Annotated in this window: 14 protein-coding genes and 1 riboswitch; of the genes, 4 read left to right on the top strand and 10 right to left on the bottom strand. The window is 70.2% G+C overall.

What is annotated here, in order from left to right:
- Positions 1-26 precede the first annotated feature (26 nt).
- The 9 genes from ACFXKZ_RS27385 to ACFXKZ_RS27345 all read right to left on the bottom strand — a co-directional run bounded on the left by ACFXKZ_RS27385 (position 27) and on the right by ACFXKZ_RS27345 (position 10320).
- The gene (locus ACFXKZ_RS27385) at positions 27-1400 is read right to left on the bottom strand and encodes an ABC transporter substrate-binding protein (protein WP_380003676.1); all 1374 of its coding nucleotides are present in this window, start codon (positions 1398-1400) and stop codon (positions 27-29) included.
- Positions 1401-1431: 31 nt separating this feature from the next.
- On the bottom strand, positions 1432-2394 hold the full coding sequence (locus ACFXKZ_RS27380; protein WP_380003674.1) for a carbohydrate ABC transporter permease: 963 nt from the start codon (positions 2392-2394) through the stop codon (positions 1432-1434).
- A 10-nt stretch (positions 2395-2404) separates the two neighbouring features.
- Positions 2405-3334 carry a carbohydrate ABC transporter permease gene (locus ACFXKZ_RS27375; protein ID WP_380003673.1) on the bottom strand — a complete coding sequence of 310 codons (930 nt, stop codon included), beginning with the start codon at positions 3332-3334 and terminating at the stop codon, positions 2405-2407.
- Entirely contained in the window at positions 3331-4422 is a 1092-nt protein-coding gene (locus ACFXKZ_RS27370; protein WP_380003672.1) for an amidohydrolase family protein, read from the bottom strand. The genes ACFXKZ_RS27375 and ACFXKZ_RS27370 overlap by 4 nt, the downstream gene beginning before the upstream one ends.
- 29 nt (positions 4423-4451) lie before the next feature.
- Positions 4452-5747, bottom strand: a complete 1296-nt coding sequence (gene melA / locus ACFXKZ_RS27365; RefSeq protein ID WP_380003671.1) for an alpha-galactosidase — start codon at positions 5745-5747, stop codon at positions 4452-4454.
- A gap of 73 nt (positions 5748-5820) precedes the next feature.
- Positions 5821-6756, bottom strand: a complete 936-nt coding sequence (locus tag ACFXKZ_RS27360) for a zinc-binding dehydrogenase (protein WP_380003670.1) — start codon at positions 6754-6756, stop codon at positions 5821-5823.
- Positions 6757-6972: 216 nt separating this feature from the next.
- Positions 6973-7878 carry an SMP-30/gluconolactonase/LRE family protein gene (locus ACFXKZ_RS27355; RefSeq protein WP_380003669.1) on the bottom strand — a complete coding sequence of 302 codons (906 nt, stop codon included), beginning with the start codon at positions 7876-7878 and terminating at the stop codon, positions 6973-6975.
- Positions 7875-8726 (bottom strand): fumarylacetoacetate hydrolase family protein, encoded by an 852-nt coding sequence (locus tag ACFXKZ_RS27350; protein ID WP_380003668.1) that lies wholly within the window; start codon positions 8724-8726, stop codon positions 7875-7877. The genes ACFXKZ_RS27355 and ACFXKZ_RS27350 overlap by 4 nt, the downstream gene beginning before the upstream one ends.
- Positions 8727-9546: 820 nt before the next feature.
- Positions 9547-10320 carry an IclR family transcriptional regulator gene (locus ACFXKZ_RS27345; RefSeq protein ID WP_161500913.1) on the bottom strand — a complete coding sequence of 258 codons (774 nt, stop codon included), beginning with the start codon at positions 10318-10320 and terminating at the stop codon, positions 9547-9549.
- 117 nt (positions 10321-10437) lie between these two features.
- On the opposite strand from ACFXKZ_RS27345, the gene ACFXKZ_RS27340 reads away from it, so the two are divergent.
- The 4 genes from ACFXKZ_RS27340 to ACFXKZ_RS27325 all read left to right on the top strand — a co-directional run bounded on the left by ACFXKZ_RS27340 (position 10438) and on the right by ACFXKZ_RS27325 (position 16564).
- Positions 10438-11205, top strand: coding sequence for an SDR family NAD(P)-dependent oxidoreductase (locus tag ACFXKZ_RS27340; protein WP_380003666.1), 768 nt, complete (start codon positions 10438-10440; stop codon positions 11203-11205).
- 283 nt (positions 11206-11488) lie between these two features.
- Positions 11489-12874 carry an FAD-binding oxidoreductase gene (locus ACFXKZ_RS27335; RefSeq protein WP_380003665.1) on the top strand — a complete coding sequence of 462 codons (1386 nt, stop codon included), beginning with the start codon at positions 11489-11491 and terminating at the stop codon, positions 12872-12874.
- A complete protein-coding gene (locus tag ACFXKZ_RS27330) occupies positions 12871-14022 on the top strand; it encodes a (Fe-S)-binding protein (RefSeq protein ID WP_380003664.1) in 1152 nt (383 codons plus the stop codon). Before ACFXKZ_RS27335 ends, ACFXKZ_RS27330 begins: the two co-directional genes overlap by 4 nt.
- Before the next feature lie 1022 nt (positions 14023-15044).
- Positions 15045-15282, top strand: a riboswitch (cyclic di-AMP (ydaO/yuaA leader).
- 67 nt (positions 15283-15349) lie between these two features.
- Complete coding sequence (locus tag ACFXKZ_RS27325) at positions 15350-16564, top strand: transglycosylase family protein (RefSeq protein WP_380003884.1); 1215 nt, start codon at positions 15350-15352, stop codon at positions 16562-16564.
- A gap of 187 nt (positions 16565-16751) precedes the next feature.
- Here the strand turns inward: ACFXKZ_RS27325 and ACFXKZ_RS27320 are convergent, their stop codons facing one another.
- Positions 16752-17813 (bottom strand): glycerophosphodiester phosphodiesterase family protein, encoded by a 1062-nt coding sequence (locus ACFXKZ_RS27320; protein ID WP_380003663.1) that lies wholly within the window; start codon positions 17811-17813, stop codon positions 16752-16754.
- Between the last annotated feature and the right edge of the window lie 328 nt (positions 17814-18141).

The raw sequence follows: 18141 nt of genomic DNA, 5'->3' as shown, positions 1-18141 counted from the left end.
AATGGCCTTCCGGATGGGACGGTGGCTCACTTCTTCAGTAGGGCGTTGACATCGCTGTTCGCCTGACCGAGCGCGGACTTGGCGTCGGTCTGGCCCAGCCAGACCCGGTCGACGGCGCTCTGCACGATGTCCAGGATCCGGTCGCCCTGGTCGGTGACCGGAAGTACGAAGGTCTGGCCGGGGGTTGCCACCGGCTGGGTGAAGATCCGCATGTCACGACCCGCGGCCAGTTGCGCGGCCTCGGCCTTGGCCGAGGACGTGGTGATCGCCGGGAAGACCACGGCCTCGCCGGCGACGATGTCCTGACACTCGGTGGAGGCCAGGAACTTCACCCACTGCCAGGCCTGTTCCTTGTGCTTGCCGTTGGCGTACACGGCGTCGGACAGGCCGTTGATCGGCGTCTTGCGCCCGGTGGGACCGGTCGGCATGCCGGCGAAGGCGACCTTGCCGTCGGCCATGTAGGTCTTGGCCATCCACGAACCGGCGATGGTCATCGCGGCCTTGCCGGACTGGAGCAGCCCGTCGGCGCCGACCGTCGACTGCTTGTCGTACGCCGGCATGTACCCCTTCTTGATCAGCCCCGCGAACCAGTCGAGAGTCTGCGTGAGCTTGGGGTCGGTATAGTTGTACTTGGTGCCGAACGGGTTCTTGTCCACGTACTGGAAGCCGTTGGAGACCGCGAACGAGCCCCAGGAGTCCTGGCCGACGGCGCCGCCCTCATAGGCGATGGCCAGACCGTAGGTCTTGACCTTGTTCTTGTCGAAACCCGGCTCCAGGCCGGTGCGGCCGTTCTCGTCGACGGTCATCGCGGCCACCGCGCGGCCGAAGTCGCCGCCGTCGACCGGGTTCCAGGTCCAGGCGTCCAGAGCCTGCGGGGTGAGTTGGGCGCGCTGCGCCATCTCCTTGTTGTACGCGACGCCCATGGTGCCCCAGTCCTTGGGCAGGCCGTAGCGCTTTCCGTCACGTGTCCACACGTCGGCCAGGTTGGCCTGGTACTGCTGCAGATCCACGGTGTCGCGCTGGATGTAGGACGTCAGGTCCAGGATCTGGTTGTTCTTCTGGAACTGCGGGAAGTACAGGACCGAGTTGGTGAACACGTCCGGCGCGGTCCCGGAGACGACCTGCGTGGTCAGGTTCTGCCAGTACTGCGCCCACGCGGTCTGGGTGACCTCGACGGTGATCTTCGGGTTCTTGGCGTGGAAGGCTTCCGCGCACTTCTTGTACTGCGGAAGCTGGTTGTCGTCCCACAGCGAATACTTCAGCTTCACCGAGCCCCCACCGTCGCCGCCCGAGGAGCCACTGGAGCCGCACCCGGCGGCGACGAGCATCACACTGGCGACCACGGCGGACGTGCGGACGGCGGGCGATCTCAGGGAGCGGCGAATCATGGCACGGGACATGGGGATCTCCTCGGAGGGAAACTCGGGGGGTTCACTTGAGGCCGGTGAAGTTGAGGCCGTTGACGATCCGTCGACCGAAGACCACCAGCAGGATCAGCATCGGGACGACCGAGAGCGTGGAGGCGGCCATCAGACCGGTCCAGTCGGGACGGGCATTGGGCGACTGCTGGAGGAACACGCCGATGCCGGTGGTCAGTACCCGGTTGTCGGGTTCGTTGCCGACCAACAGCGGCCACAGGTAGTCCTTCCACGCCCACACCGCGGTGGTCAGCGCGATGGTCAGGATCGGGCCCTTGCTCATCGGCAGCACCACGCGCCAGAAGATCCGCCAGTGGCCGGCGCCGTCGAGCATCGCCGCCTCCTCGATCTCGCGCGGGATCGACATGAAGAACTGGCGCAGGAAGAACACCGTGAACGGGGTCATCAGCAGCGTCGGCGCGACCATGCCGGCGAAGCTGTTCAGCATGCCCAGGTCCTTGACCATCACGAAGTTGGGCAGCAGCGTGAAGATCGGCGGCACCATCAGCGCGCCCACGACCACGGCGAAGGCGAACTCGCGCCCGCGGAACCGCAGTCGGGCGAGCGCGTAGCCGGCCATCGCGCAGGAGAGGGTCTGCCCGACCACGATCGCCGTGGTGTAGATGATCGAGTTGCGGGTGTACAGCAGGAAGTCCAGGTCGGCGCCCGAGCCGCCGGCCGCGCGGCTCTCCTCGTCCGACGCGAGACCGAGCACCCGCTTGAAGTTGGCGAAGGTGAAGTGCTCGGGCCACAGCGAGGTGCTGTCGGAGTAGAGGTGGTTGCCGTCGGTCAGCGCGGTGCGCAACATCCAATAGAAGGGGAAGAGGGTGATCAGCAGCGAGACGCCGAGCACCAGCCAGGCCAGTGCGCGTCCGAGGCCGAACTTGCGGCGCGACGGGCGGTGTTCGGCCTCGGCGGCGGCCGGCTTCGAGGATGCGGCCCGGGCGATCGGTCGGGCCCGGGTGGATGTGGACATGGTCAACCTCTCAGGCCAGGTCGGACGTGGAGGCGCGCAGCAGGCGCATCTGGAGGTAGGTCAGTCCGCCGAGCACGACCACCAGGCACAGCGCCATCGCGGCGGCGTAGCCCATGCGGAAGTGGGTGAACGCCTCCTGGTAGATGTAGTAGTAGGCGACGCGGGTGGCGTCGACCGGGCCGCCCTTGGTGGTTACCGCGATCGTGTCGAAGATCTGGAACGAGCCGATCACCGAGACCACCATCACCAGGGCCAGGATCGGCCGGAGCAGCGGCAGGGTGATCTTGAAGAACATCCGGATCTCGCCCGCCCCGTCCAGGGACGCGGATTCGTACAGCTCGCCCGGGATCTGCAACATCCCGGCGTACAGGAGCAGTGCCACGTATCCGGTGCCCGCCCAGATGTTGACCGCGGACACGCTCAGCAGGGCCTCGTCCGGCGAGGCGAAGAAGCCGTGCGTGTCGCTCCCGGTCTTGCCCATCAGGTGGTTCACGAAGCCGAGGTTGGCGTCGAGCATCCACAGCCAGATCAGCCCGATGGTCACGTTCGGCACCAGCCAGGGCACCAGGAGCAGGGCGCGGACCACGACGGATCCGGTGAGCCGGACCATGATCGCGGCGAGCAGCAGAGCCACGCCGACCTGTACGCCGAGGGTGATGAAGACGAAGTAGGCGGTGACCTTGAGGGCGTTCCAGAACAGCGGGTCCTTGGCCACCTCGACGTAGTTGTCGGCGCCGACGTACTTCGGGTCGGAGAGCAGGTTCCAGTCGGTGAGCGAGATCCAGATGCCGCGACCGGTGGGGTAGAGGTAGAAGACGGCGAAGCCGATGAACGCGGGGAGCAGGAACAGGCCGGCGGCCCGATTCTCCTTCGACCGCGCGCGGTTGCCGGTTCGGGGGCGGGCGGGGCGGCTCCTGCGCCGGCCGAGGGTCATGCTCATGAGGCCAGCCTGGGGACGAGTCGCAGTGCGTTGTCGGCGTAGACCTTGGCCAGCACGTCCCGGGGCAGGTCGAGTCCGCTGATCGCCCAGCGGCCCATCAGCGGCGGGTCCTGGTCGGAGTGCGGGAAACCCTCGTCGGCGGTCTCCAGGAAGCGGAAGTGCCGCTGGTAGGAGGCCCGGTCCGGCGGGATCTCGTCGGTGCCGAACAGCACCCGGTCGGGGTGGCGCAGGATCAACTCGGTGGTGGCCCTGGGTTGACGGCCGAGTTCGGCGATCCGGGCCGCGATGTCGACGTGGAAGTTGGCGTAGGTGTCCAGCATCCGGCCCACCCATTGCAGGTTCTCCGGGTAGCAGCCCATGTGCACGCCGACGAACGTGGTGCCGGGGTGCCGGGCGACCGCGTTCTCCAGTGCCTGAACCAGTCGTTCGAAGGTGGGGAAACGTGCGTCGGCGAACGACCAGTCCGGGCGGGCCAGGAGCAGTTCGAGGCGTTCGTTGTGCTCGTCGATGGGGTCGAAGAAGGCGACCGGGTCCGCGGTGTGGATCCAGATCGGCAGGCCGACCTCGCCGGCGGTGGCCCACAGGGTGTCCAGGCGCGGATCGTCGACCATGACCAACGTCTCGGTGTGATCCCGCAGTTGCAGACCGAGGTCCTTCCAGACCTTGAGTCCGACCGCGCCGGTCTCGGCGGCGCGACGGATCCCGGCGGCGATCCGCTCCTCGAATCCGGGGGCGGCCAACTCGCGCCAGTCGACGTGGCAGAAGGTGGCGAACCGGCCGGGGTGGGCGTGGTCGTAGCGGGCCAGGTTCTCGTCGAGTTCGCTGCCCCAACGACCGTCGAGGTTGACCATGCCGCGGATGCCCAACTCGTCCATCATCGCGAGCAGTGCGCCGACGTCGGGCACCACCCAGCCGCCGTCCTCGCTGAGCCAGCGGCCGAGGTGGATGTGCGCGTCGACGACCGGGAGCGAGGCCCGCTCGACCTCGTGCGCCCCGACGACGAGCCGCGAGCGCGGCGTGTACCGCGCCAGCGGCAGATCCTTCAGGTGCGCCGGCACGACGGTTTCGTGGGGGAAGTGCGGGATCATCTACTCGCTCCCTGTCTGGGTCGGGCGGATCAGTTGCGGATGCCGTCGGGCAGCGAGGCACCGTGCGCGACGATCAACTCGTCGACCAGATCCTGGATCTGTTGCAGCGTCAGGGTCGCGGACGCGTTCGGGTCGAGCATCGCGGCGTGGTAGACGTGGTCGCGGCGGCCCTCCAGGGCGGCGTGCAGCGTCAGGTCGCCGACGTTGAGGTAATTCCGGTTGAGCGCGGCCAGTTGCGGCGGCAGCGCACCGATCCTGGTGGGCTGTACGCCCGCCTTGTCGACCAGGCATGGGACTTCGACGAACGCGTCGGACGGCAGGTTGCTGATCAGTCCGTCGTTGACCACGTTGCCGTGCAGTACGCGCGGGGTGCCGGTCTCGGTGGAGTGGATGATCAGCGAGGCGAGTTCGTTGCCGGGCGCGATCTCCACGCCGTTGCCCGCACGCAGCCCGGCGACCAGCGCCTCGTAGGTGTCGAGGTTGTCCTGGAGCCAGTCCAGGTAGGTGCCGATCGGCAGGCGAAACCGGTCCACCTGGTCCTGGTGCGGCAGGAACCAGGGCAGGTACTCCGAGCCGTGCTCGCTGGACTCGGTGGGGAAGTAGCCGAAGCGGCGGTAGACCTCGACCCGTACCCGGCGCCGCATCTCCGGGTCGGCCTCGATCACTTCGTCCAGGCGCCGGTAGAGGTTCTCGCCGCGGTGTTCGAAACGCAGGACGAACGCCTGGTGGTTGACGCCGGCCGTGCGGAAGGAGATCTCCTCCTTCGGGATGCCGACCAGGCGCGCCAGCGTGGCCTCGGTGTCGCGGACCGAGTGGCACACGCCGACGACCTTCTTCAGGCCGGTGCCCTCGTAGACCGCGCGCGGGATCATCGACATCGGGTTGGTGTAGTTGATCAGGATCGCGTCGGGGCACAGTTCGGCCATGTCCCTGCCGATGCCGACCATGACCGGGATGGTGCGCAGTGCGCGGAAGATGCCGCCGATGCCGAGGGTGTCGCCGATGGTCTGGCGCAGCCCGTAGCGGGCGGGGATCTCGAAGTCGATGTGCGCGGCCTTGACGCCGCCCACCGCGATCTCGTTGATCACGTAGTCGGCGCCGGCCAGGGCGCGGCGGCGGCCGAGGTGGGCCTCCACCTTGGCACCGACGCCGAGCGTGTCGATCATCCAACGGGTCATCTGCTCGGCGGTGTTGAGCCGTTCGACGTCGATGTCGTGCAGGACGACGGTCATCTCGTCGGCGAGTTCGGGGTAGGTCAGGAGGTCGGAGAGCAGGTTCTTGGCGAACGTGATGCTGCCGGCTCCGATGAGCACGATCCTTGCCATGGTGCGGTCACCTCGCTGTGCGGCTTCGGGGTGGGCTCGGGTGGTGGGGCGGGCGGGCGCTCGGGTGGGCGGGTCAGGGGCGCAGGATCGCCTTGACCGGGTGGCTGCCGCCGCGCATGAGGTCGGTGAAGATCTCCGCGCCCGACTCCAGGGGGTAAGTCGCGGTCCAGCCCAGGCCCCAGCCGCCGACGAGGTCGACGGCGCGCTCGAACTCCGCGTTGGTGTAGGCGAACGAGCCGAGCACGCGTTTTTCGGTACGGACCAGCACGGTCGCGTCGAAGCCGGCCTCGACGCCGGCCAGGCCGAGCCAGATGGCCACCCCGCCCGGACGCAGCAGGCGCACCGACTGCTCGTGGGTGTCGCTGCTGCCGACCGCGTCGAAGACCACGTCGAACTCGCCGGTGAGTTCGCCGGCCACGGTGGTGGCGCCCAACTTGGCGGCGATCCGGCGGCGTTCGGGCGAGCGGTCGGCGACCGCGATGCTCGCGGTCTCCTCGCCGGCGGCGGCCAGGACGCAGACCAGGCCGATCGCGCCGGCGCCGATCACGCCGACCCGGGCGCCGGGCGCGACGTCGGCGAGCCGCCAGGCGTGTACCGCGTTGGCGGCGGGCTCGATCACCGCGGCGGCCTCCCACGACATGTCGTCGGGGAGCTTGTGCAGCGCGGAACGCGGTACCGCGACGCGCTCGGCGAAGCCGCCGGGCACGTGTACGCCGATGATCCGGCGGTCGCGGCAGACCTGGCGCAGGCCGCCCCGGCACAGGTCGCAGGTGCCGCAGGACAGGATCGGGTTGACGGTGACCGACGTTCCGTCGTCGGTCACGCCCGCGAACTCGTGTCCCATCACCAGCGGCGGGACACGAAAGCCGGGGGTGCGTACGCCGTGCAGTTCGCTGCCGCAGATGCCGGCGCTGCGTACGTGGATCAGTACCTCGTCCTCGGCCGGTTCGGGTTCGGCCACGTCGTCCATCTCGACGGTGGCGGGTCCGGTGAACACGAGCGCCCTCATCGTCGTGCCCCCTGGGTCGCCCCGTCGCCGGTGTACTGGTTGGCCTTCACGTGCACTCTCCATCTCGCCCTGGGGCGGGTGTGGGGTCGATCGTGGGCTCGCGGCGGTGGTGTCGGCCGCGGGTCGCGAGGTGGTGGCCGCGGTCGCGGCGATGGTGGGCCGCGGTCGCGGGTGGTCGGCCGCAGGTCGCGGGGGTGGTCTGCCGCGAAGGGGAGGTCAGCCTCGGTAGGGGTGAGCGGCCAAGCCGCGGATCCCGGGGCGGAACGCGAACAACCGCCCGCCCAGCGGTTCCCGGTCGTCGGTCGCGGCCGTGGTCACGTAGAGCACGTCCAGGTCGGGGCCGCCGAACACGCAGTTCGTCACCCGCCGTACCGGCACGGGCAGGGTGCGGTCGAGCCGGCCGTCGGGGGTGTAGCGGCGCAGCGCCCCGCCCTCCCACAGCGCGACCCACACGCCGCCGTCGGCATCGACGGTCAGGCCGTCGGGCAGGCCCGCCTCCGCCGGGATCTCGGCGAAGGGTCGGCGGTCGCAGACGGTGCCGTCGGCCGGGTCGTAGGCGCAGACGTCGACCCGGCCGGTGCCGGTGTCCACGTAGTAGACCAGTCGCTCGTCCGGGCTCCAGGCGATCCCGTTGGAGTTGGTCACGTCGGCGAACACCCGGACGAGTCGCGGCAGTTGGCTCGGGTGGGCGGTGTCGGGCGGGTCCAGTCGGTAGAGCGCGCCGGCGCCGGGGGTGTCGTCCTCCGCCTTGGTGCCGGCGAAGAAGCGGCCGGCCCGGTCGCAGGCCCCGTCGTTCATCCGGTTGCCGGGTCGGTCGGCCTCCACGGGGGCGACGATCCGGACCGTGCCGTCCGGCTCCAGGACGGCGAATCCCTCACGCACGGCGAGGCCGAAGCCGCCGACCACGCGCGGGACGATCGCGCTCACCGGTCGGCCGATGTCGTACCAGCCGTACAGGTCGGTGTCGGGGACCAGGTAGTGGACCCGGCCCGCCGGGATGTCCACCCACAGGAGCCGGCCGCTGCGCACGTCCCAGCACGGGCTCTCGCCGAGTGTGGCCGCCGGCGGCGACAGCGGGACCGGCCCCGCCCCCGTGCCGGGGACGGAACCGCCGAGGGTCACGGACGTCCCGGTCGGGCCTCGGCGCCGACGACCGGGTTGACCAGTACGCCGATGCCCTCGATCTCGGTCTCCAGCACGTCGCCCGGTGCCAGCCGGCGCGGCGGGTCCATGAACGCGCCGCAGCCCCAGGGGGTGCCGGTGAGCACGAGGTCGCCGGGTTCGAGGGTGAAGGCCCGCGAGCAGTACGACAACAACTCGGCGATGCCGAAGAGCATTTCGGCGGTCGAGGAGTCCTGCACGAGTTGCCCGTTGACCCGGGTGCGCAGCGCGAGCGCCTGCGGGTCGGCCACCTCGTCGGGGGTGACCAGGACCGGACCCAGCGGGCAGAACGTGTCCAGGCTCTTCCCGCGCACCCACTGCCCGTCGCCGAACTGGAGGTCGCGGGCGGAGACGTCGTTGGCGACGGTGTAGCCGGCGATCGCGGCCATCGCCTCGTCCTTGTCCGCGTTGCGCAGCGGCCGGCCGAGCACCACGCCGAGTTCCACCTCCCAGTCCACGTCCTTGGTCAGTTCGGCGTCGACGACGATGGCATCGCCGCTGCCGATCACGCTGGACGGGAACTTGGCGAACACCAGCGGGTTGCTCGGCGGCTCCACACCGGCCTCGCGGATGTGGTCCAGGTAGTTCAGTCCGATCGCAACGATCTTCCCCGGCCGCAACGGCGCCAGGTACCGAGTCGCTTGAACCGGCTCGACGGCGGCATCGACCACCGCCCGCACCACCTCGGGCCCAGCCGCGACCAGCGCCCCGAGCGTCCCGCCACCGGGCCCGTCGAGCCGGTACAACCCCCCGTCGCGCTCGACCACGGCCACCGCCCGGCCCGCGCAGTCGACTGTCGCCAACCTCATGCCGCTCCCCGTTGTTCGGCATTCCGTCTAGCGGAACGCAATTCCAAGTAGCGAAGCGAGTAAAACAACGCCCCGCCAAACCTGTCAAGAGCCCCCGGTCCCCCCACACCCAAACCCAATCCCCCCACCAAACAAGAAAGTTGCCCACCCCAGCGCCCCCACAACAACCAACCGGCAGACAACACTCCTTACCCCAAACCACCCCAAACGCACCCACGCTGAGTAATACGGTCGGGGCCTCGGCTCGGGATGGCTACGCTCGCGGACGTGAGTGGTCCGGTGTTGGTCGTGGAACCGGCCAAGCCCGTGTCGGCATCGGGGATGGCACGCCTGCGTGAGTCCGGCAACCCCAGCCCGCCCGGCGCTTGAGGACGCCTCGCACCACGCAACCGCAGCCACACCCAGGACCCGACCAACCCCAGCCCGCCCGGCGCTTGAGGACGCCTCGCACCACGCAACCGCAGCCACACCCGGAGCCCCGGCAACCCCAGCCCGCCCGGCGCTTGAGGACACACCCCACCCACGCATCCGCAGCTGCACCCGGAGCCCCGGCAACCCCAGCCCGTCCGGCGCTTGAGGACGCCTCGCACCGCACAACCGCAGGCACACCCGGAACCCGACCAACCCCAGCCCGCCCGGCGCTTGAGGACGCCTCGCACCACGCAACCGCAGCCACACCCGGGACCCGGCAACCCCAGCCCGTCCGGCGTTTGAGGACGCCTCGCGGCGCCCGCGCAGCGGCGCAGGCGCGCCCTGGGCCGGGGCCGATTGCAGCCTGCCCGGCGATTGAGGGCGGCGCGGGGCAATCTCGGGGCGCAGGCTAGGTTGCCGAGCCCGCCCATTCGGCCACGCGCGAGCGAAGTGCCTCGGCCAGTTCCGTCATTCGCGCCGATGTCATCCGCGACTTCAGTCCGGTCACGCTGATCGCGGCCGCCGGCGCCGACCGTCCCAGGAACAGCGGCACCGCCACACACCGCAGCCCCAGCTCGTTCTCCTCCAGGTCCGTGGCCCAGCCACGACGCCGCACCTCGTCCAGCTCGGCGGCCAGCTTCGGCACCGAGGTGAGCGTGTGTCGAGTCGCCGGCCGCAGCGGCAGCCGAGGCGTCGCCCAGGCCCGCAGCGCCTCGTCGGTGGGATACGTCCAGGCCAGCAGCGCCTTGCCGACTCCCGTGCTGTGCGCGGGATTTCGCCCACCGATCACGGACGAGAGCTTGATCGCGCCGGACGCCTCGACCTTGTCCAGATAGACCACCTCACCCGCGTCCAGGATCGCCACGTGCACCGTCTCGTCGGTCACCCGGCGCAGGTCGGCGAGCAGCGGATGCACCATCGAGCGCAGGTCGATGTCGTCGTGGAACCGGAACGCGGTGGCGAGCAGCTGACTCCCGATGAAGTAGGGGCCGTTCACCTCGGGCTGGGCGGCGAATCCGCGGTGCTTGAGCGCCCCGAGCAACCGGTGGAGGGTGCTCTTCGGGATGTCCAGATCACTCGCAAGCTCCTCCAAGGCGATACCTCGGGGCATTTCGCCCATACGCATCAGGATCCGCAGTGCTCGATCCACGCTGATCACGGGCGAATCGCTGTTGCCGGTCAAGGGCCCCCCTAGGGAACGAAGCATAAATGGGATGGCATTCCGTCTGATGGAATGATAGACCGTACCGCGCATCGCTGATAACGTCCCGGCTCGTCGACCGGTCACGGAGGAGAAGCGATGCGCGGGCTCATCGGCAAGCGGATACTCGTCAGCGGCGGCAGCAGCGGCATCGGCCTCGCGGCCGCCCGGCGCTTCCTCGAAGAGGGGTGCCGCGTCCTGGTGGGCGGCCTGGATCCGGCCGAGGTGGACGAGGCCGTCGCGGAACTGCGCCCGCTCGGCGAGGTCACCGGCTTCGCCGTCGACGTCAGCCACGAGCCGGACGCGACCGCCCTCGTCGAGGCCGCCGTCCGCGAACTCGGCGGCATCGACGTACTCGCGAACAACGCCGGCATCGCCTGGCGCGAACCCTTCCTGGAGATCACCCCCGAACATTTCGACCGCATGCTCGCGGTCAACCTGCGCGGCATGTTCCTGGTCGGCCAGGCGGTCGGCCGGCACATGGTCGAACGCGGCGGCGGTGGGGTGATCGTCAACATGTCGTCCACGAACGGGATCGCGGGTGAGGAGGACTACGCGCACTACAACGCCTCCAAAGGAGGTGTCCTCCTGCTCGGCAAGACGATGGCGGTGGAACTGGGCCGGTACGGGATCCGGGTGAACACCCTGTGCCCCGGATACATCCGTACACCACTCAACGCCTCGATCGCAGGCGCAATGACAGACCCCGACTTCGAATCCACCTACATCACCACCCGAATCCCCCTGGCCCGCGCCGGCCGCCCCGAAGACGTAGCCGCCGCCTACGCGTTCCTGGCCTCGGAGGACGCAGCCTTCATCCACGGCACCGAACTGGTCATAGACGGCGGCCAATTGGCAGTCATGTAGCACCGACCAGGCCCCCACCCACCTCCATTCGGCCCGCGTCCCAGCCGTGTCGAAATCGCAACCACCCCACCCCGAACCGCAGTTCACCCCGGCCCGGACCCCAGCCCCATCCGGTCCGCAACCATCTCAGCCAGATCCGCAGCACATCTCAGCCCGTGCGGCGTTTGAGAACGAATGGGCCGCAGGCCGACGCGCCGGACCCACACTGCCGACGCGACCACCGCCGTCGGCCGCGAACCCACACCATCGCGACGGCCACCCGCCCGAGGGAGACCCACGGAACATGCCCCTGTCCATGGACCTGATCGACCGCCTGAGCGCGATCGTCGGCGCCGAACACGTCCGCCACACCACCGGCGACCTCGTGCCGTACGCCCGCGACGCCACCCCCCTGTTCGACCGGCTCCCGGACGCCGTGGTCTTCCCGGCCGACACCGCCGAGGTCGCCGCCGTACTGCGCCTGGCGACCGAGCACCGCGTGCCGGTCGTCCCCCGGGGCGCCGGCTCCAACCTGTGCGCGGCCACCGTGGCCCTGAACGGCGGCATCGTCCTGGTCACCACACGCATGAACCGCATCCGCGAGATCAGCCCCGACGAACTGCTCGCCGTGGTCGAACCCGGCGTGACCACCGCCGCCCTGGCCGACGCCGCGACCGCGCACGGCCTGCTCTTCCCGCCCGACCCGGGCAGCCGCACGGTCTCCACCGTCGGCGGCAACGTGGCCACCTGCGCGGGCGGACTGCGCGGCCTCAAGTACGGCGTCACCCGCAACTACGTACTCGGCCTGGAAGCGGTACTGCCCACCGGCGAGGTGATCCGCACCGGCGGCCGGCTCTGGAAGGACGTGGCCGGCTACGACCTGACCCGCCTGCTCACCGGCTCCGAGGGCACCCTCGCCGTGATCACCGAGATCACCATGGCCCTGCTGCCCGCCCCCGCCGACACAGGCACCGGGATCGCCTACTTCCCCGACCTGTCCCACGCCGGCCGCGCGGTCGCCGACATCCTCTCCGCCGGCATCGTCCCGGCCACCCTGGAATTCCTGGACCGGAGCTGCGTCAACGCGGTCGAGGACTTCGCCGACCTCGGCCTGCGTCGGGACGCCGGGGCGCTGCTCCTGTTCGGCGACGACGGTACGTCCGACGCGGTCCGCCGCGACCTGAACCGCATGGCCGAGTTGTGCGACGCGGCCGGCGCCACGGAATGGACCCTGGCCGAGGACGTGGCCGGCGCCGAGGCACTGCTGACCGCTCGCCGATGTTCGCTGCCCGCGCTGTCCCGACTCGGCGCGCTGACCATCCTCGAGGACGCCACCGTGCCGCGCCCCAGGATCGCCGAGATGGTCGACCGGATCGACGCCATCGCGGCCGGGCACACCGTCACCATCGCCACCTTCGGCCACGCCGGCGACGGCAACCTCCACCCCACCTGCGTGGTGGCCGACCCGAACGACACCGAATCGATCGAGCGCGCGCACGCCGCCTTCGACGACATCTTCCGCACCGCGATCGAACTCGGCGGCACGATCACCGGCGAACACGGGGTAGGCGCCGCCAAGTTGCCGCACCTGCGCGCCCAACTCGGCGACGAACAGCTGCAATTGCTCAGCCGGATCAAGACCGCCTTCGATCCCGCCCGCATCCTCAATCCCGGAAAGCTCGGCTCATGACCGGTGTGTTCGACCCCGAGGAACTCTCCCGCTGCATCTCCTGCGGCTTCTGCCTGCCCGCGTGTCCGACCTACGCCGCCACCGGCGACGAGGCTTCGTCGCCGCGCGGCCGGATCAACCTGATGCGCGCGCTGGAGACCGGCCGCCTGGACGCCGACGACCCGAGCCTGCTGGAACAGTCCTCCGCGTGTCTGGGCTGCCGCGCCTGCGAACCGGTCTGCCCGGCGGGCGTCCCGTACGGCTCCTTGTTGGAACAGTGGCGCGAGCACCAGTGGCGGGGCAAACACCGACCGCCACTGGCCCGGCTGTTGACGATCGTGGTGAGCCTGCCGCCGGTGGTCCGCGCGATGGGCTGGGGCCGCTTCGTCCTGCCGGCCGGGCGCAGCAGCCCCGACAGGGCAACCCGTCCGGCCACACCCCGGAGCCCGAAACCACCCACTCGGCCCGCACAGCCCGCACAACCCACGCCACCCGCCGGCACCGGTGCCTCCCTCATGCTCGGCTGCTTCGAACGCGCCATGTTCCCGAAGGTCTCCCGCGCGGCCCGCACCCTCCTGCCCGGCCTGAAGGTGCCCGACGACCAGGGCTGCTGCGGAGCGCTGCACGCGCACAACGGCGAATCGACCAAGGGCCGTGCCCTCGCCCGCCGCCTCGGCGAACGACTCCCCGGCCGGATCGTCACCACCTCCGGCGGATGCGCCGCGCACCTGGCCGACGTCATCGGCCGCGACCGGGTCGCCGAATTGTCCGAGGTGGTCGACGTCTCGGCCCTCCCCGAACGCCGGGTGGCCGGCCGCCGGGTCAGGGTCACCCTCCAGGACTCCTGCCACCTGCGCAACGGCCTCGGCGTCTGGCGCGAACCGCGCGAAGTCCTTTCCGCAGTGGCCGACTTCGTGGAAACCCCGGGCGCCGGCGACTGCTGCGGCGCGGCCGGCACCTACTCCCTCCTGCGCCCGATCGAATCCCGCCGCATCCTTGACCGCAAGCTGGACGCGATCGAGGCCAGTGGCGCCGACGTCGTGGTCGCGGTCAACCCGGGCTGCCTGCGCCAACTCCGCACCGGCCTGCGGCGCCGCAAGTCGCGCGTACGCGCGGTACACCTCGCCGAATTCCTCACCACACCCCACGGCGGCGCCCGGACGCCCTGACCACGACGGACCCGACACCGGCGTCTCGGGCCGGGTTCGGCGTATGCGGCTCCACACGGGGGGAGCCGCATACGCCGAACCCGACCCGGTGTGCGAATGCAGCGGATCGTGCTCGTTCACACCGTCATCGCCTACTTCTACAACGCGCTGGTCGTCGCCGTCGCGTTCCAGGTGCTCCAGGGGCTCGTCAGCCCGTGAGGCGCGGTTCTCGGACCGACGCGTCGCTCCCCGCCTTCGCCGCGGCCTCGACGAGGCCCTGCACGCGGTCCGCGCCGGCTCGCATTCCCAGTCGTCGGAACATCGCCGGGGACCGCGTGAGATGGCCGCGTCCCTCGTGTTCACTTCCTGCCCGGACCGGCACGGTCCCGGGCCCCACCGACGCCGCGGCTTCGTCATCCGGCCGGCCCGGTTCGTGGTCGTACCCCTGACCGCACCCGCGCCTGCGGATCGGGCCGCCGGTGCGGGACAGCCGCTGCCCGAATCGGTCGTCGGCCGACGCTCAGTGGGTGAGGAGCCCGGCGGGCGCCGCCCGACACGAACATCCGCAGTTCGTATACGAGCAAATCACCCAATTCATGGCGGATCGGACAGAGAGTCGCCGCCACGCCACCCGGTTCGAACGGCGCCACCCGGCCGGCGCCGACACCGCCACACGCGCACCTTCACCCTCGCCGCATCCCACAAATGGGCAGGTCGGGCGCCGTTTCGACCCGTTTTCCACCATCCCGAGACCGTCGTTTCCGACAAATCCCGTGGCGCACGTCACATCCCGCGCACCGATTGTCAGGAACTCGCACGCACCGTGAACCGAATTTTCACGATTCTCACTCCCCGCAATTCCGACCTCACTCCCCGCTGAAGGTCCCGGACACAATGCGTGGACGCTTCGGGACTTTCGGTCCCGTAATTCCACCCTTCCGACCCGAATCTTCGGTTTCGGCGAAACGTGATGTTTGGATCCGAGTCGGGTGTATGCGTAGCTTGGTGCTTCGCCGCACCGGTCCGGTGTTCGGCGGAATGTGTCTCCCGGTTCGCCGAATCCTGCCGCCGGAGAGGCCACGGTACGAAACCCGAAAGGCAGGAGCGGGGGAACCAAGTGGAATGCCGTCCCGGGCGTCCGCATGTCGCGGACATCCGATAACGACGGCTTGGGGTGAAGCCGTGCCCGCCTCCTCGATACCCGAGGAGTCGACGCCGGCCGGGCGAGACTCTCCAGCCCGAATCCGACAGCTCACTTCGTAGGCGTGGGAGAAGGAAAATCTTCGTGCAGTCGTTCATCACCCCTGCCCGCAAGCCCAAGAACGCGCGCCTCGCGCTCACCCTCGGCATGGCCGGCGCCATCGTCGCCGCCCCGCTGATCACCGGCTTCGCCACCTCCGCCACCGCCGCCCCGGTCTCCGTCTGGGACAAGGTCGCCATGGGCGAGAGCTCGGGCAACTGGCACATCAACACCGGCAACGGTTTCTACGGTGGCCTGCAGTTCACGCAGAGCACCTGGAACGAGTTCGGCGGTCAGCAGTACGCCCCGCGTGCGGACCTGGCCACCAAGGACCAGCAGATCGCCATCGCGGAGAAGGTCCTCGCCGTACAGGGCCCCGGCGCGTGGCCGAACACCTCGGGCCCCGCGGGCCTGACCCGTGGCGGCGCCGCTCCGGCCGTCTCCCCCAACGCCAAGTCGGGCTCGACCAAGGCCACCGTCAAGGTCGCCCCCAAGGTCGCCGAGAAGCCGGTCGAGTCCGCGCCGGCCCCGAAGGCCCCGAAGATCGAGGTCGTCCCGGCCGCCGAAACCAAGGCCACGACCACCACCTACTCCGTGGTCAAGGGCGACACCCTGTCCAAGATCGCCGCGGCCAAGGACGTCGAGGGCGGCTGGCACAAGCTGTACGCCGACAACAAGTCCGTCATCGGCGGCAACCCGAACCTGATCCTGGTCGGCCAGAAGCTCTCGCTCTCCGGCAAGGCCGCGGCCGCCACGAAGACCGAGGTCGCGCCGAAGGCCGAGGCCAAGGTCGAGACCAAGACCGAGGCCCAGCCCTCCGTGTCGGTCAAGGTCGCCCCGAAGCCCGTGACCAAGGAGAAGGCCCCCGTCGTGGCCAAGGACTCCTCGGCCAAGGCCGGCAGCACCGCCGTCAACTCCTCGGGCTACGTCGCCCCGGTGAACGGTGCCCTGGGCACCGCGTTCGGCACCGGTGGCTCCATGTGGTCCAGCGGCAGCCACACCGGCCAGGACTTCGTGGTCGGCACCGGCACCTCCGTCAAGGCCATCACCTCGGGCACCGTGGTCAGCGCCGGCAACGGTGGCGCCTACGGCAACGAGGTCGTCATCAAGCACGCGGACGGCAAGTACTCGCAGTACGCCCACCTGTCCAGCATCGGCGTCCGCGCCGGCCAGACGGTGAGCACCGGCCAGCAGATCGGCCTCTCGGGCGCGACCGGCAACGTGACCGGTCCGCACCTGCACTTCGAGATCCGCACCACCCCGAACTACGGCAGCGGCATCAACCCCGTCACCTACCTGCGCGCGCACGGCGTCAACCTCTGATCCGAGCACAACCGGGAAGTTCCAGGGCCGGGCCCGTCGACCACGCGTCGACGGGCCCGGCCCTGTTCCATGCCCACCGCGCGGGCGGGTCCGGCCGAGTGCGCACTGTCCGCCGGAGCGGGCACCGCCCGCCCGAGCGAGCACCATCCGCCACGCCCACCGCGCACCCGGCAGCGCTTCCCCCGCGTCAGCCCCGCGCGAGATAGCGCTTCGGCAGCGGCAGCCCTCGCGCCGCCATCAGCTCCCGCAACCGGTCGGGGTAATCGGTGATCAGCCCGTCCACGCCGTCGTCCATCAACTTCGCCATGGTCGCCGGGTCGTCGATGGTCCACGGCACCACCTTGATGCCCAGTCGGTGTGCCTCCTCGACCATCGCCCGGGTCACGTAGGGACGGTAGTTCGGGTCGCCCACCTTGCCGTCCTGCGGAAAGCCGTGCACCGGCGAGAACGACGTCGCGCCGAACGACTTGATCGCCCGCAGCGGGTCGCCGCCGAAGTCGTCGATGTCCAGGCCGCCCAGCCAGGGCGAGGCGCCGGGCTTGCCGACCTGGAGGAAGTCGTAGTTGGTCAACGCAACCAGCGGCAGCCGGGGTTCGACCTGACGCATCCTCATCAGCGAGCCCCAGTCGAAGCTTTGGATGGTGACCTGGCGCAACAGCCCGGCCCGGCGCACCTCGCGGGCCACCGTCTGCACGAACTGCTCGCGCGGCGCCGTCTCGTTCGGCGCGCCCGCCTCGACCTTGGTCTCCACGTTGAGCTTCACGCCGCGTGCGTGCCGCCGGTTGACCAGGTCGAACACCTCGGTGAGCAGCGGCATTCGGGCGCCGGGCGAGGTGGTCTGGCCGGGGAAGCCCGGGAACTGCCGCGACCCGCAGTCGAGGGTACGAACCTGGTCGAGGGTAAGCGTGTTGACATACTTCCCGACGTAGGGGAACTCCGGGTCACCGGCCCGCACGGGTCCGGTGTCGGCACACTTGCGGCCGTCGATCTTGCGGTCGTGGGTGACCACGGCCCGGCCGTCCTCGGTGATCTGGACGTCCAGTTCGAGGGTGGAGACCCCCAGGTCCAGGCCCTTGGCGAAGGACGCGATGGTGCTCTCCACGGTCAGGCCCAGACCGCCGCGGTGCGCCTGTAGGTCGAAGGCCCTGTGGTGATTTCCGTGGCGGTCCGCCGCGGCGGCCACTCCCGGCGCGGCAACGACCGCCGCCCCGGCCAGGATCGCGGCCGTGACGGTCTTCCATCCGGACATGGACGTCTCCTTCTCGCTCCGTTCGACGACACTCGACCGTCGACGCCCACACCCTGTCCCGCACCACATGATGCGCGGGGAGGCGGCTCGTGGCGCCCAGGCGAAGAAGAAGCGAAGAAGCAGCGAATCACGCCACCGGAGCCGCAACGGCGCGCCCACGAGCACCACTTCGCCCCGACCCGCCGACCCGCCCCCGCGACGGGCGCGCCCCGGGCGCCGGCCCGGGTGGCACGCCCCGCCCGGCCCCGGGGGGTCCCGGGCGGCGGCCCGGCCGGGGCGGGGCCCCCCCCGGGGGCCGGCCGGGCCCCACCCCCCCCCGGGGGCGGGC

Origin of the sequence: Embleya sp. NPDC059237, assembly GCF_042754105.1 — a bacterium.
Lineage (GTDB): Bacteria > Actinomycetota > Actinomycetes > Streptomycetales > Streptomycetaceae > Embleya.
The sequence above is the reverse complement of the archived record's forward strand: the minus strand, read 5'-3'. Positions and strand labels throughout refer to the sequence as shown.

Bases quoted from the DNA above. Each gene is read 5' to 3' on its own strand.
- ACFXKZ_RS27380 (WP_380003674.1), bottom strand. From the start codon at position 2,394: ATGTCCACATCCACCCGGGCCCGACCGATCGCCCGGGCCGCATCCTCG.
- ACFXKZ_RS27375 (WP_380003673.1), bottom strand. From the start codon at position 3,334: ATGAGCATGACCCTCGGCCGGCGCAGGAGCCGCCCCGCCCGCCCCCGA.
- ACFXKZ_RS27385 (WP_380003676.1), bottom strand. From the start codon at position 1,400: ATGTCCCGTGCCATGATTCGCCGCTCCCTGAGATCGCCCGCCGTCCGC.
- ACFXKZ_RS27335 (WP_380003665.1), top strand. From the start codon at position 11,489: ATGCCCCTGTCCATGGACCTGATCGACCGCCTGAGCGCGATCGTCGGC.
- ACFXKZ_RS27340 (WP_380003666.1), top strand. From the start codon at position 10,438: ATGCGCGGGCTCATCGGCAAGCGGATACTCGTCAGCGGCGGCAGCAGC.
- ACFXKZ_RS27320 (WP_380003663.1), bottom strand. From the start codon at position 17,813: ATGTCCGGATGGAAGACCGTCACGGCCGCGATCCTGGCCGGGGCGGCG.
- ACFXKZ_RS27350 (WP_380003668.1), bottom strand. From the start codon at position 8,726: ATGAGGTTGGCGACAGTCGACTGCGCGGGCCGGGCGGTGGCCGTGGTC.
- ACFXKZ_RS27325 (WP_380003884.1), top strand. From the start codon at position 15,350: ATGGCCGGCGCCATCGTCGCCGCCCCGCTGATCACCGGCTTCGCCACC.
- ACFXKZ_RS27370 (WP_380003672.1), bottom strand. From the start codon at position 4,422: ATGATCCCGCACTTCCCCCACGAAACCGTCGTGCCGGCGCACCTGAAG.
- melA (WP_380003671.1), bottom strand. From the start codon at position 5,747: ATGGCAAGGATCGTGCTCATCGGAGCCGGCAGCATCACGTTCGCCAAG.
- ACFXKZ_RS27330 (WP_380003664.1), top strand. From the start codon at position 12,871: ATGACCGGTGTGTTCGACCCCGAGGAACTCTCCCGCTGCATCTCCTGC.
- ACFXKZ_RS27360 (WP_380003670.1), bottom strand. From the start codon at position 6,756: ATGAGGGCGCTCGTGTTCACCGGACCCGCCACCGTCGAGATGGACGAC.